Source organism: Rhodococcus sp. FG69, from assembly GCF_057808915.1.
Window position 1 is genome coordinate 1 of the sequence record NZ_JBMDIX010000069.1, and the last position, 14207, is coordinate 14207.

The window sequence follows — 14207 nt, forward strand, 5'->3', positions numbered from 1 at the left end:
CCCCCCCCCCCCCCCCCCCCCCCGCTGCCTGTCTTCGATTACGAGCGGCGGAGCCGTACCAGTACCACGATCGCGGTGATCGCCATGACGACGGCCGTCGCGATCGATGCTGCGTGCATGCCATCGACGAATGCCACGTGCGCAGAGTTCGCCAGCGCATCCCCAAGATTGTCCGGCAACGTGCGTGCGAGCGCGATGGCGCCGCCGAGCGTTTCCTGCGCCGAATCCGCCTGCTCGCCACCTAAGTTCGACACATCGAGACCACGCCGGAAGAACGACATCACCACGGTGCCCAGGACGGCGACACCCAACGCGATGCCCAGTTCGTAGGCCGTCTCGGACACTGCCGACGCCGCTCCTGCTCGTTCGGGTTCGACGGCGTCGACCACCAGATTCGAGGTCAGTGTCAACGCGATACCTGCGCCCGCGCCGACGAGAACGAATCCAAGAATGAACAGCGTCGGTCCGCTGTCCACCCGAAGCCCGAACAACAACGCTGCACCGACGGCCGCCGCCGCGAGTCCTGCCCCCAGCACCGTTCCCGTGGACCAGATTCGGATCAGGTAGGCAGCCACCAGCGAGGTCACGATGCTCGACGCCGTACCGGGCAGCAAGAGCAGGCCCGCCTCGAGCGGGCTGTTGCCGAGGACCAGCTGCAAGTACTGGGCACCGAAGAACAGCACCCCCGCCAAGGCGAACACCGACAGGAAGTTGGTGAACACCGCAGTCGAGAACGACGGGTTCGCGAACAACCGGAGGTCGATCATCGGATCGGTCAGCCGCTTCTGCCGCCGCACGAACGCGATGCCCGCGACGATTCCTACGACTGCAGCGGCACTGTTCGCCACACTGATGCCATGTGCCGCTGTTTCCTTCACTGCGTAGACCAGCGGCACCAGGGCGAGCATCGACAGACCGGAACTGATCAGATCGAATTTGCCGGGGTTCGGGTCCTTCGATTCGGGAATCACCAGCGGACCGATTGCGATCAGCGCAAGCATGACCGGAATGTTGATCAGGAACACCGATCCCCACCAAAAGTGCTCGAGCAGCCAGCCGCCGACGAGCGGGCCCGCGGCCGCTCCGCCGCCTGCCATTGCACCCCAGAGTCCGATCGCCATGACCCGTTGCCGGGGGTCGGTGAAGATCGTTCTGATCAGTCCGAGCGTTGCCGGCATCAAGGTTGCACCCGATACGCCCTGCAGCACGCGGGCCGCGATCAGCATCTCCGGGCTCGTCGAGAATGCAGCCAGGACGGAGGCGATACCGAATCCGGCTGCGCCGATGAGAAGTAGCTTGCGTCGGCCGACGCGGTCGCCGAGGGTGCCCATTGTGATGAGCAGGCCGGCGAGCACGAACGAGTACACGTCGATGATCCAGAGCAACTGGTTGCTGGTCGGTGCCAGATCCGAGCTGATGAACGGGAGCGCCAGGTCCAGCACAGTCCCGTCTACAGCGATCAGCAGTACCGCGAACGCAAGGACGACGAGGCCGAGCCAATCCCTGAGCGTCGCCGCCCCCTGCACTTGTGCTGACTGTGTTCGTGCGGACTGTGGCTGCGTGCTGTGCAACTCACTCACGTGCTTCTTCTCCTCATGACTCCCCCGACTGCTGAACCGTCCAGCCGGTACAGCACACAGAGTACAGTGAACCGTCCAGCCGGTAAAGCGATTTAGGTAGGGTGAGCAGCATGTCATCCGACACCCGAGACCGAATCCTCGACGCCCTGGAGGAGATGCTGCTCGACCAGGGCCTGACGAAAGTGACGCTCGAGAACGTCGCAGCAAGAGCCGGAGTATCCAAGGGCGGTTTGCTGTACCACTTCAACACCAAGGACGCGATGATCGCCGCGATGGTGCGACGCCTCGGCGAACGCTCCGACGAGCAGCGCGCCCTGGCCGGCGAGGGCGGCACCTCCGTCGCCCAGTGGTATCTACAGCCCCCTGCGTCCATCTCCGACAAGGAGACAGCGCTGTACCGGTCCACGCTCGCGGTACTGCGCAGCGTCGACGGCAATCCCGGGGAGATTCACCAGGCCGTCACCGAGGTCATGCGCTTGTGGGACGAAGGACTACGTGCCGAGATCAGCGATCCGGTGACCGCCGAAATCGTCCGACTCGTCGGAGACGGCATCTACCTCGGGGCGTTGCTGGATCTGCCGCCCGTCGACCCGGACCTGCACCAACGAGTCGTCGAGCGGTTACTCGGACCAGATCACGTCAAGTAGCGGTAGGCCGGCGAACCCGGTTCCAGTTGTTCGACCCCGAGATGGGACGCACGCATGCGTTCGAGCAACGCGCTCAATCCCGTTGCAACCCCGAGTTCGATTCCGACGAGCGCCGCACCGGTCTCCCGATTGTTGCGTTTGACGTACTCGAACAGTGTGATGTCGTCGTCCGGACCGAGAACCTCATCGAGGAATTTTCGTAACGCTCCGGGTTCCTGCGGAAAGTCGACCAGGAAGTAGTGCTTGAGCCCGAGGTGGACCAGTGATCGCTCGAGAATCTCCCCGTAGCGGGACACATCGTTGTTGCCGCCCGAGATCAAGCACACCACGGTGCTTCCCGGTGTGACCGAGATCTGCTTCAGCGCAGCGACACTCAGCGCGCCCGCAGGCTCGGCGATCACACCTTCGTTCTGGTACAGCTCCAGCATCGCCGTGCAGATCGCACCCTCGTCGACCTGCGTCATCACGAACGGTCCGAACGCGTCGCTGCGTGCGGGGAACGTCGGCACTGCCACCAGCGGTAGCGACGCGTGCGACACCACTTCAGCGCCGAGCAGCCGTAGAGCTTCGTACGGAACATCGCCGATCCGGCGTACGGCGGCACCGTCGACGAAGGGATCGATATCGGACAGCGTCACCGGTCCGCCCGCCATCAACGCCGCAGTCATCGAAGCTGCACCCGACGGTTCGACTCCGACCAGAGCAGTGGCGGGTGAACGCTCCCGCAGATAGGTCGAGATCCCCGCGATGCATCCGCCGCCGCCGACCGGCATGACCACGGTGTCCGGCGCCGCACCCAGTTGCTCGACGATCTCGGCAGCGATAGTTCCCTGACCCGCCACCGTCCGCTCGTCGTCGAACGGCGGGACCATCGTCGCACCGGTGCGAGCGGCGTCCTGCGCTGCAGCCGCGGCCGCGTCGTCGAAGGTCTCCCCGACGACGATGAGCTCGACGAACGGGCCGCCATGCACGCGGATCCGGTCTCGCTTCTGCTTAGGAGTGTTGACCGGCACGTAGATTCGCCCGCGTACCTGCATCGAACGGCACGCGAACGCGACGCCCTGCGCGTGGTTTCCTGCGCTCGCCGTGACGACGCCGGCAGCCAACTCCTCAGGCGTCAGCTGCGCCATCAGGTTGTATGCACCGCGGATCTTGTACGAGCGAACGATCTGGAGATCTTCACGTTTGAGGTAGACATTCGCGCCGGTGGCAGCGGACAGGCGCTCGCAGAACTGCAGCGGCGTTGCCGCGACGACGTCCGAAATTCGACGAGCAGCCACATCGATGTCGTCCGCAGACACTGCGAACGATCGACTGCTGGACACGACGTCAGACGAGTTGGACACCCGTCCATGCTGCCACCAGCGCCGATTCGGCTCCTAACCGGGACTAGCCACGAGGCGAAAACTGCGAAGGAAGCGGCACGTTCCGCAGATTCGACTTCGCCATCTGGACCGCTTCCCCGACGCCGCCGTTCATCACCATCCGCGACATGGCAAGAGCGAATCCCTTCACTTGCTCACCGGTGATGCTGGGCGGCAACGACAGAGCATTGGGATCGGTGACGATGTCCACCAGCGCCGGACCGTCATGATCGAGTGCGGCACGAATCCCGGATTCCAGATCTCCTGGCTGTTCTATCCTCCGCGAGAAGATGCCCAGCGCTGCCGCCACGGCCGCATAATCGGTGGCGGGGACGTCTACGCCGAAGTCGGGAATACCGTCGACCAACATCTCGAGCTTCACCATCCCGAGCGTCGAATTGTTGAACACGACGATCTTCACCGGCAATCGATACATCGCTACCGTCACCAATTCGCCCAGCAGCATCGACAGCCCACCGTCGCCGGACATGGAGACCACCTGCCGCGACGGGAATGCCACCTGCGCGCCGATTGCATGGGGCAGCGCGTTGGCCATCGAGCCGTGCAGGGCCGAAGCGATGAATCGTCGTTGTCCGTTGGGGTTGAGATAGCGCGCTGTCCACACGTTGCACATGCCGGTGTCGGCGGTGAAGATCGCATCCTCGGCGGCGAGATCGTCGAGAATGGACGCCGCGTACTCGGGGTGGATGGGCGTACGCTGCTTGACCGGCTTGGTGTACGCACCGACCACCTTCGTCATGAGCTTGTCGTGCCGATCGAGAGTCCGCTCCAGGAACTTCCGGTCGGTCTTTCGCTCCACCAACGGCAGCAGGGCAGCCAACGTGCTCTTCGAGTCACCGTGGACCGCGAGATCGAGACTCGTTCGGCGCCCCAGCTTCTCGGCTGCGCTGTCGATCTGTGCCGTGCGGACATCGTCGGGGAGGAACTGGTCGTACGGAAAGTCGGTCCCGATCAGCAGGAGAAGATCGGCGTCGTGAATTCCGTCGTGGGCTGCGCCGTAGCCGAGCAACCCGGTCATGCCGATGTCGAACGGATTGTCGTACTGCACGAACTCCTTGCCGCGGAGTGAATGTCCGATCGGCGCGCCCACCTTCTCGGCGAATTCCAGCAGTTCCGGACGCGCGTCGCGAACACCCGCGCCCGCAAAGATTGCTACGGTCCCGGCCGCGTTCACTGCTGCCGCCAGCGTCTCGACGTCCTCCGCCGCGGGCACCAGCGAAGGTGTCGCGGTCCGGACGAACGCCGGAGCCGACCGGCCGATCGGCTCGTCGGCGATGTCACCGGGCAGTGTCACCACAGCGACCCCGGACTTGCCGATAGCATGTTGCAGAGCCGAATGCACCACCCGTGGAGACTGTTCGGGCGTGCTGATCAGCTCCGCGTAGACCGAACACTCGACGAACAAGCGGTCCGGATGAGTTTCTTGGAAGAAACTCGAACCGATCTGCGCGCTCGGGATGTGTGACGCGATAGCCAACACGGGCGCACCCGAGCGATTGGCGTCGTACAAGCCGTTGATGAGGTGCAGGTTGCCCGGTCCACACGACCCAGCACACACTGCGAGCTTGCCCGTCAGCTGAGCCTCCGCAGCCGCTGCGAATGCGGCCGCTTCCTCGTGGCGAACGTGTATCCAGTCGAGCCCGCCGGCCTTCGCTCCCCCACTTCGGCGGACCGCGTCGACGATCGGATTGAGACTGTCCCCGACTATTCCGTAGATTCGCTCGACACCCGCCTCGATCAGTTGCGTGACGATTTGGTCGGCGACGGTCTCGTTTCTCAACTTGCTGGTCTCCCTCAGGATTTGGTCAATACGAACACAGGAATTTCTCGATCGGTCTTCTTCTGATATTCGGCGTAATCGGGGTATGCCTCGACTGCGCGCTCCCACCAGAGTGCCTTCTCGTCGCCGGTCACCTCGCGGGCGACGTAGTCGGCCTTCTCGGTGCCGTCCTGCAACTCGACGTGTGGCTCAGCTTTGATGTTGAAGTACCACACAGGATGCTTCGGGGCACCGCCCAGCGACGCGACGACTGCATACTCACCGTCGTGTTCGACGCGCATCAGCGGTGTCTTCCGAAGTTTGCCGGACTTGTTGCCCTTCGTCGTCAGTAAGATGACTGGCATTCCGTTGAGGCTGGTTCCCTCGGTACCCCCGGAACCTTCGAGAAGTTCGGCTTGTTCGCGGGCCCAGTCCGATGTGCTCGGTTCGTATTCTCCGGTCAATGGCATGACATCCAGTCAACACCCGACACCCGCACAACGCCACCGACCCCAGCATCCAGGTCAGCCGAATCCCGGAAGTTCGGTGGACCGAATCTTCTCGTGCGTATACCCTGACGTGGGAACGCAGCAATGCCGAACGGAGTGAACTCTTGTGACCCACGCGATACTCAGCGCATCGACGCGTCGACGCGCCAGCACGAGCACCGTCGACATCGCAGGTACCGACTGGCCGGTGTACAAGATCGAAGCACTCGTCCTTGGCGCCGTCGTCTTCCTCGGCGCACTCGCGCTCACCACATCGCTGCAGGTGGCTGTCCTCGCCAGTGCCGCCTCGACGGTGGTCGCCTGGTGGACGTTGCTTATCGTCGAGCGGCGCGCGGCCCGACACTCACATTGAGCGAACGACTCATTCGGTCACCTGACGGGCCCAACGCGCACCTTCCAGCCCACGCGCACGTTGCAACACGCGCCTGCGCTGCAACCTGCGCAAACCGACACCCACGGTGAGCGAACGACTCACCCGGTGAGGCATCCCGGCCCGAGCAGAGCTTTCAGGTCACCCATCAACGCCGACGTCGGGGTTACCCGCAAGCTGTCGTCGAGCTTCATCGCCGTGACCTTGTCACCACTGACCAGTCGAAGGTGAACGTCGGAGGTGCCGGGGTGGCTCATCAGGATCTTTTTGAGCGCACCGACCTTGTCGGCCGTGCATTGACGTGTCGGGAGGCTGACTGCAAGGGGCTTCGCGACGCCCACGGCCGAAAGATCAGGGACAGCAAGGTCGTTGGCGATGAGCGAGATGCGATCGTCTCGTACCGACACCCTGCCCTTGACGAGCACCACCGAGTCCTCGGTGACGTCTGCGCCGAACACCGAGTACGACTGCGGGAAGAACAGCACCTCGATACCGCCCACGAGGTCTTCCAACTGGGCGGAGGCCCACGTCAGTCCACTCTTGTTGATCCGACGGTTGACCGAGGCGAGGATGCCGCCGATGGTCACCTGCGTACCGTCCTTGACGTCCCCTTCGAGAATCGCCGGGATGTTCGTATCCGACTGAGCGGCGAGCATGTGCTCGACACCGAGTAGCGGGTGACCGGACACGTACAGGCCCAGCATTTCGCGCTCGAGCGCCAGGCGATGCTTCGATTCCCATTCCTCGTCGGGCACACGGACGTTGAACACGGCGGAAATGGACTCGTCCGCGTCCTCACCTCCGAAGAGGTCGAACTGGCCGATGGCTTCGGCCTTCTTCGTTCCCATCACCGCGTCGATCGCGTCGGCGTGAATGAGCATCAAGCCCTTGCGAGGATGTTCGAGTGAGTCGAACGCTCCCGACTTGATCAGCGATTCGGTGACCTTCTTGCTGCATGCGGTCGCATCGATCTTGTTCAGGTAATCGGAGAAGTCGGTGTACTTGGACTTCTCTTCCCGAGCGCGGATGATCGACGCCACGACGTTGGTACCGACGTTGCGGACGGCTCCGAGACCGAAGCGGATGTCTTTGCCGACGGAAGCGAAGTTGAGCTCGGACTCGTTGACATCGGGTGGAAGGACGGTGATTCCGAGCTTGCGGCAGTCGGCGAGGTAGATGGCCGACTTGTCCTTGTCGTCGCCGACGCTGGTGAGCAGACCGGCCATGTATTCGCCGGGATAGTTCGCCTTGAGGTATCCGGTCCAGTACGACACGAGCCCGTATCCGGCCGCATGCGACTTGTTGAACGCGTAGCCCGCGAACGGCAGGACGGTATCCCACAACGCCTTGATGGCTGCTTCGGAGAAGCCGTTGTCCAGCATTCCCTGCCGGAACCCTGCGTATGCCTCTTCCAGCACCGAGAGCTTCTTCTTACCCATGGCGCGTCGCAGCAGATCGGCCTGGCCGAGCGAATACCCGGCGACCTTCTGCGCGATCTGCATGATCTGCTCCTGATACACGATCAGGCCGTAGGTGTCCTTGAGGATTTCGGCGAGCGGTTCCTCGAGCTCCGGGTGAATCGGCTTCACTTCTTGGCGACCGTTCTTGCGGTCGGCATAGTCGTTGTGCGCGTTCATGCCCATCGGGCCGGGTCGGTACAACGCCAGGACGGCGACGATGTCCTCGAACCCTGTCGGCTGCATCCTGCGGAGAAGATCTCGCATGGCGCTACCGTCCAACTGGAACACACCGAGTGTGTCTCCGCGAGCCAACAATTCGTACGTCGCGGGGTCGTCGAGGCTGAGTGTGTCGAGGTCGACGTCGACCCCGCGATTGCTCTTGATGTTGTCGATGGCATCACCGATGACGGTGAGGTTCCGCAGCCCGAGGAAGTCCATCTTGAGCAGACCGATGGCCTCGCACGACGGGTAGTCCCAGCCGGTGATGATCGCGCCGTCCTGCGCTCGCTTCCACACCGGAATGGCGTCGGTCAGCGGCTCCGAGGACATGATGACCGCGCAGGCGTGAACGCCGGCGTTTCGAATCAGCCCTTCCAGCCCGCGGGCGGTCTTGTAGATTGTGGCGACATCGGGATTCGAGTCGATGAGCGCTCGGACCTCGGTCGCTTCCTTGTACCGCTCGTGCGCCGGATCGGTGATGCCTGCCACCGAGATGTCCTTGGCCATGATGGGCGGTGGAAGCGCCTTGGTGATCTGGTCGGCGATCGCGAATCCCGGCTGGCCGAACTGCACGCGCGCAGAGTCCTTGATGGCGGCCTTGGTCTTGATGGTTCCGAACGTGATGACCTGCGCGACGCGGTCACTGCCCCACTTCTCGGTGGCATAGCGCACCATTTCGCCACGACGACGATCGTCGAAGTCGATATCGATATCGGGCATGGACACGCGCTCGGGGTTGAGGAATCGCTCGAACAGCAGACCGTGCGGCAGTGGGTCGATGTTGGTGATGCCCATCGCGTACGCGACGAGCGAGCCTGCTGCCGATCCACGACCTGGTCCGACGCGGATACCGACAGAACGTGCGTACGCGATGAGGTCACCGACGACGAGGAAGTACGCCGGGAAGCCCATCTCGAGAATGACGGAGATCTCGTACTTGGCGCGATCGCGGTATTCCTGCGGGACTCCGTCAGGGAACCGCCACTCGAGGCCGCGGTCCACCTCTTTGGTCAGGAATGATCCCTGGGTATCACCTTCCGGGACAGGGAAGATGGGCATGCGATCGCGGTGCGCCCACACGTCGTCGTACGGCTGGACACGCTCGGCGATCAGCAGCGTGCTGTCGCACGCACCGGGCACCTCGTCATCCCACAGCGCCCGCATCTCTGCTGCGGACTTGAGGTAATAGCCGTCGCCGTCGAATTTGAATCGCGTCGGATCGCTCAGGGTCTTGCCGGTCTGGATACAGAGCAGCGCTTCGTGGTTTTCCGCTGCATCCTTGGTGACGTAGTGACAGTCGTTCGTGGCGAGAGGCGGGATCGACAGCTTCTTGCCGATATCGATCAGTCCTTCGCGCACGCGCCGCTCGATGGACAGACCGTGATCCATCAGCTCGAGGAAGAAGTTCTCCGGGCCCCAGATCTCCTGCCACTTGGCTGCCGCCTCGAGTGCCTCTCGATCCTGACCGAGACGCAGCCGCGTCTGTACTTCCCCCGACGGGCACCCGGTGGTCGCGATGATCCCTTCGGCGTGCGTCGCGATGATCTCCTCGTCCATGCGCGCCCACTTGCCCAGCTGACCCTCGATCGAGGCCAGTGACGACAATTTGAAGAGATTCCGTACGCCCGTCGCGTTCTCGGCGACCATCGTCATGTGCGTGTACGCGCCGCTACCGGAGACATCGTCCGACTTCTGGCTGCGATCGCCCCACAGCACACGCTTCTTGTTGAATCGCGACTCGGGAGCGATGTACGCCTCGATACCGATGATCGGTTTGATTCCGGCCTTCTTGGCCTCGTTGTAGAACTCGCTGGCGCCGTACATGTTGCCGTGGTCGGTCATTCCGACTGCCGTCATCTCGAGACGCGCAGCCTCTGCGAACATAGGCGCGATCTTGGCGGCCCCGTCGAGCATCGAGTACTCGGTGTGGTTGTGCAGATGAACGAACGAGTCAGCCACGAAGTTGTCTCCTGAAGGTCGAGCGGGTCGATATGTCGAGACGCAAAGTGCACCTCACTCTAGGCGCTGGAACCGACAGATATTTCCGCACTCACGGTGTGTCACGTGTACCTGCGTGTCGCACCTGGGCGCGTCGTGACAGGTGTGACGGAAGAGACCTATGGGGGCGCCACGACCGAGAATGGATGCACACCTCACGGCGGCGGAATAGGTCCATCGTCGGGTAGCGCGCCCACGACGTCGACGTAGTCCGGTAGAAACGCCCGGACCGCGAAACGTCCGGCAACAGCATCGGACGGTAGCGACTCGACTGCGCGCACACCGGACGTCGCTTGGATCGACTGCAACGAGATCCCGGTCGCGTGCACCACCAGACCCACCACGCAGTCGCACCCGGCAGCCAGCCGAGGCAACGACGCCGCGTCGATCTGCGATTGGCGATCCCACTGGCCGGTCGAGCCGTGCAGCCCGGACGCTGCGGTGTCCTCGGACGCCAGCACCGACTGCTCGGTGCCGGGCACCCCTACCGCGATGGACGGGGTCTGGACCCGGTCCATCGGAACGCGGATCAGTACCTGCGCAATACGTGTGCCGCCTGCGGATTCGTAGGCCGTCGAGGGAGAGGTCGCGGCCGCAAACGAGACGAGCGCCCAATGAAGGTCTTCGTCGGCTGCCGCATCCTGCACGCTCTGCGCGGAGCGCGAGGTGTAGTCCGCGACAGTCTCACCGTTGTCCGGTCCGAGTCGGTCGGTGTTCACTCCCGGCCGCGGCAGCGGGTTCATGACACCGACGACCGCGAACAGGACAAGAGTCACCACGACGAGCACGCATGCCTCGGCAACTCCCCGCACCCATCTCATGCCGAGCGCAGCACCTCGAGTGCATGTTCGAGATCGGCCGGGTACTTACTCTCGATCTCCACCCAGCGACCATCCGACGGGTGGGCAAATGCCAGCGACTTGGCGTGCAGCCATTGGCGTTCGAGGCCGAGGCGTTCGGCAAGGCGTGGGTCGGCACCGTAGGTCAAGTCGCCGCAGCACGGGTGTCGCAGGGCGGAGAAGTGAACCCTGATCTGGTGGGTGCGCCCGGTTTCGAGATGGACGTCGAGGAGGCTGGCGGCTTGGAAAGCCTCGATCGTGTCGTAGTGCGTCACACTCTCTTTGCCGTCGGCCCGGACGGCAAACTTCCAGTCGTTGCTGCCGTGTCTCCCGATCGGCGCATCGATGGTGCCGCTGCTCGGATCCGGATGCCCCTGTACGAGTGCGTGATACCGCTTCTCGATGGTCCGCTGCTTGAACGCGCGCTTGAGCACCGTGTACGCCCGTTCCGAGGTCGCGACGACCATCACTCCCGACGTCCCGACGTCGAGACGGTGCACGATTCCCTGACGCTCGTGCGCTCCCGACGTCGAGATGCGGAAGCCGGCTGCGGCAAGACCACCGATGACCGTCGGCCCCGTCCACCCGACACTGGCATGGGCCGCGACACCGACGGGTTTGTCGACGGCAACGATGTCGTCGTCGGCGTACAGAATCTCCATGCCGTCTACGGGAACTGCTTCGACAGTGAGTTCACGGGCAGGCTCGGGAAGAACCACTTCGATCCACGACCCGGCCGACAATCGGTCCGACTTGCCGACTGCTGCGCCGTTCACCGCAACCGAGCCTTCTTCCGCCAGCGTCGCCACGACGGTGCGCGACAGGCCGAGCAGTCTGGACACACCCGCATCCACCCGCATACCGTCCAGGCCGTCGGGAACCGGCATCGAGCGCGACTCTCTCACTTTTGTTCCGCCACACCGGAATTGGCGACGTCTTTCTTCGACGACACCCGTTCTCCGTTGGGTTCGAAGCCGAGCAGACTCACTGCAACCAGCAGGATCGCGCCGCACACAATGGACGAATCGGCGACGTTGAACACCGGCCACCATCCGACGGACACGAAGTCCACTACATGACCCTGCAACGGCCCGGGAGAGCGGAAGAAGCGGTCGATCAGATTTCCCAGAGCGCCGCCGAGAACGAGTCCGAGTCCGATCGCCCACCACGGCGAACGTAGAGTCCGGCCGATTCGAATCACGGCGATGACGACACAAATCGCGACGATGGTCAGGAGCCACGTCATGCCCGTTGCCATCGAGAATGCGGCACCCGGATTGCGTACTAGCCTCAGGGTGACTACATCGCCGATGATCTCGACCGGCCTACCCGGCGCAATGAAGTGCACAACCGCGATCTTGGTGACGAGGTCGAAGGCGAGAATGAAAAACGCGATCACAATCAGCATCCGAGTGCGCAGCGGTCGCCGAGCCTGATCCCCTGAGGCGGGCGAGACCGAGCCGACCTCCGAAGCCGGTCCAGGCACAGCGGCGGACGCATCTGCAGCGGTCTCCGGCCTTTCGGGACCGGTATCCGGGCTGGAATCTGGACTGGGCGAATCGGTCGGGCGGTCGTCACTCACACCCCTATCATGTCGCATCGAAGCCCTGCGCCTGTCACCCGCATCTGCGACGACACCGCACGCCTGCGTGCGGTGTCGTCGAGCATCCGTAGCCTGGTCCCGTGATCTTGACTTCCGAAACCCCGATGCGACGCCTTCGCGCTCTTGCCGCCGCGGTCGCCGTGACCGCGCTTCTGGCCGGTTGTGGAGCCTCCGACGACGATGCACCGTCCGACACGGCCGCGTCGTCGACGACGTCGGGAGTGGCGCTCCCCGTCACCCCGGTGACCGTTGCCGTCGTCGAGGCGGGAGCAGAGCCACGAAGCCGGCTGACGCAAGAACTGTCCGGCGAGCAGTCGGTTCTACTGACCACCCGCTCGACCGTCACCCAGCAGATCGACGATCAGTCGGTTCAGGACTTCTCCACACCGGAATTGACGGTCCCGCTCACGGCGCAGTCGCCCGAATCCGATTCGGACCGCACGGTAGACCTGCGAATAGGTAGTGCGACATCCGCCGACCAACGACTCACCGAGGCACTGGCAGCGGCCGACGGGTCGGAAGCCGGGTTGACGGTCACCGACACCGGCGCGGTGACAGCGCTCTCGATCGCGCCCGCCGAGGCCGCGCAGGACTCCGCGCGCGCGGCCATCGAACAAGCCCTCAATCAAGCCGTGTATCGCTCCATCTCGTTTCCAGAGGGCGATGTGGGTGTCGGCGCAGTCTGGACTGCAGATCAGCAGGTCATCAGTGGCCTCACGCTCAACCAGCGGACTACCGCGACACTGCGGGAGCGAAACGGGGATCGCCTGACCATCGACCTTCGAATCGAGCAGACGCCCGAGTCGACGACGCTGGAGCTCCCGGACGACGCGGGTCAGTTGGCCATCGACTCGTACACCATGACCGGCACCGGAACGCTCGAGATCGATCTGAGTAAACCGCTGCCCGTCTCCGGTGAGGTCACTGTCGGCGGCAACCAGCAGTACAGCGATCCTGAGGGCACCACAGTGCTCCGTCAAGACATCAGCGACACCCTTCGATGGACGACGCCGTGAAGCGCCGACACACGATCTGGACGGCGACGCTGTCGACCGTCGCTGTCACGGTTCTCACTGCCTGCGGCGCCGCCGAGGACACCAGCGACGAGGCCCCGCTTTCCGATCTGGAACCTCGGGTAGTCGCACCGCAACCGCTCAACGGCTCCCCCATCACCGACTCGACCGTTCTGAGCGCCAGGATGCTGCTCGTCGCGGATATGCCCGACGGTTTCGCCGTCATCCCGGATCCAGTCCGCGATCTAGGACTCGATCCGGCTCCCGACTACGACGCACAGGATCGTTCCGGGACCGATCCTCAGCCGTGCGCCGACGTGCTCGCTACGGTCGCGCAGCAGTCTCCCGGTGCGTCGGCCGACGCCGAGGTTCGGTACTCGGGACCCGAGTTCTCCTCCATCGACGAAGATGCGGCCAGCTATGCCGACAGCGGCGCCGCCGCGGCCTTCGATGAGGTTCAGAACGCCTTCGCCCAGTGCACCGAGTACACGGGCACGGACGCCGACGGTGTCGGCGTGAAGTACCGGCTCGGCGCCCGCGAGCAGGAAACGATCGGCGATGCGTCCACTTCGGTGCGACTGGAGACGACGAGCGAGGGCTACACGTTGGTAGCGGACGCTGTCGTAGCCGTGGTCGACCACACTGTCGTACAACTGGTGGTGACCAGCCAAGAGGGCGTGGATCCAGCCTCGTTCACCGCTCTCGCCAAGACCGCGGCGGACAGGATCAGAGGGATCGACGCGGGCGTCTAGTGCCCCGAACGCACCGGTGGGGGGGGGGGGGGGGGGGGGGGGGGGGGGGGGGGGGGGGGGGGGGGGGGGGGGG

12 protein-coding genes are annotated in these 14207 nt (G+C 64.0%); 4 read left to right on the top strand and 8 right to left on the bottom strand.

The window, feature by feature from the left end; all coding sequences use genetic code 11:
• Nucleotides 1–38 precede the first annotated feature (38 nt).
• Complete coding sequence (locus ACODSO_RS28350; protein ID WP_489039973.1) at nt 39–1571, bottom strand: MFS transporter; 1533 nt, start codon at nt 1569–1571, stop codon at nt 39–41.
• 119 nt (nt 1572–1690) lie between these two features.
• Between ACODSO_RS28350 and ACODSO_RS28355 the strand changes: the two genes are divergently transcribed.
• A complete protein-coding gene (locus tag ACODSO_RS28355; RefSeq protein WP_489039957.1) occupies nt 1691–2227 on the top strand; it encodes a TetR/AcrR family transcriptional regulator in 537 nt (178 codons plus the stop codon).
• On the opposite strand, the gene ilvA is transcribed toward ACODSO_RS28355, so the two are convergent.
• Genes ilvA through ACODSO_RS28370 form a run of 3 tightly spaced genes read right to left on the bottom strand, consistent with a single transcriptional unit; the run spans nt 2215 to nt 5841 of the window.
• On the bottom strand, nt 2215–3573 hold the full coding sequence (ilvA, locus tag ACODSO_RS28360; RefSeq protein ID WP_489039958.1) for a threonine ammonia-lyase IlvA: 1359 nt from the start codon (nt 3571–3573) through the stop codon (nt 2215–2217). The genes ACODSO_RS28355 and ilvA overlap by 13 nt on opposite strands.
• A gap of 43 nt (nt 3574–3616) precedes the next feature.
• Nucleotides 3617–5392 carry a pyruvate dehydrogenase gene (locus tag ACODSO_RS28365; protein WP_489039960.1) on the bottom strand — a complete coding sequence of 592 codons (1776 nt, stop codon included), beginning with the start codon at nt 5390–5392 and terminating at the stop codon, nt 3617–3619.
• A 14-nt stretch (nt 5393–5406) separates the two neighbouring features.
• On the bottom strand, nt 5407–5841 hold the full coding sequence (locus ACODSO_RS28370; RefSeq protein WP_068381295.1) for a nitroreductase family deazaflavin-dependent oxidoreductase: 435 nt from the start codon (nt 5839–5841) through the stop codon (nt 5407–5409).
• A gap of 145 nt (nt 5842–5986) precedes the next feature.
• Here ACODSO_RS28370 and ACODSO_RS28375 point away from each other — a divergent pair, with 145 nt between their 5' ends.
• A complete protein-coding gene (locus ACODSO_RS28375; RefSeq protein ID WP_489039962.1) occupies nt 5987–6232 on the top strand; it encodes a hypothetical protein in 246 nt (81 codons plus the stop codon).
• A gap of 119 nt (nt 6233–6351) precedes the next feature.
• Here ACODSO_RS28375 and dnaE read toward each other — a convergent pair whose 3' ends face one another.
• The 4 genes from dnaE to lspA form a co-directional block, all read right to left on the bottom strand.
• Entirely contained in the window at nt 6352–9888 is a 3537-nt protein-coding gene (gene dnaE / locus ACODSO_RS28380; protein ID WP_489039963.1) for a DNA polymerase III subunit alpha, read from the bottom strand.
• A 194-nt stretch (nt 9889–10082) separates the two neighbouring features.
• On the bottom strand, nt 10083–10748 hold the full coding sequence (locus ACODSO_RS28385) for a hypothetical protein (RefSeq protein WP_489039965.1): 666 nt from the start codon (nt 10746–10748) through the stop codon (nt 10083–10085).
• A complete protein-coding gene (locus ACODSO_RS28390; RefSeq protein WP_489039967.1) occupies nt 10745–11671 on the bottom strand; it encodes an RluA family pseudouridine synthase in 927 nt (308 codons plus the stop codon). Before ACODSO_RS28390 ends, ACODSO_RS28385 begins: the two co-directional genes overlap by 4 nt.
• Nucleotides 11668–12348 (bottom strand): signal peptidase II, encoded by a 681-nt coding sequence (gene lspA / locus ACODSO_RS28395; RefSeq protein WP_489039969.1) that lies wholly within the window; start codon nt 12346–12348, stop codon nt 11668–11670. Before lspA ends, ACODSO_RS28390 begins: the two co-directional genes overlap by 4 nt.
• Nucleotides 12349–12473: 125 nt before the next feature.
• Here lspA and ACODSO_RS28400 point away from each other — a divergent pair, with 125 nt between their 5' ends.
• Nucleotides 12474–13385 (top strand): hypothetical protein, encoded by a 912-nt coding sequence (locus ACODSO_RS28400; protein ID WP_489039975.1) that lies wholly within the window; start codon nt 12474–12476, stop codon nt 13383–13385.
• Nucleotides 13382–14134, top strand: a complete 753-nt coding sequence (locus tag ACODSO_RS28405) for a hypothetical protein (RefSeq protein WP_489039971.1) — start codon at nt 13382–13384, stop codon at nt 14132–14134. Before ACODSO_RS28400 ends, ACODSO_RS28405 begins: the two co-directional genes overlap by 4 nt.
• Nucleotides 14135–14207 lie beyond the last annotated feature (73 nt).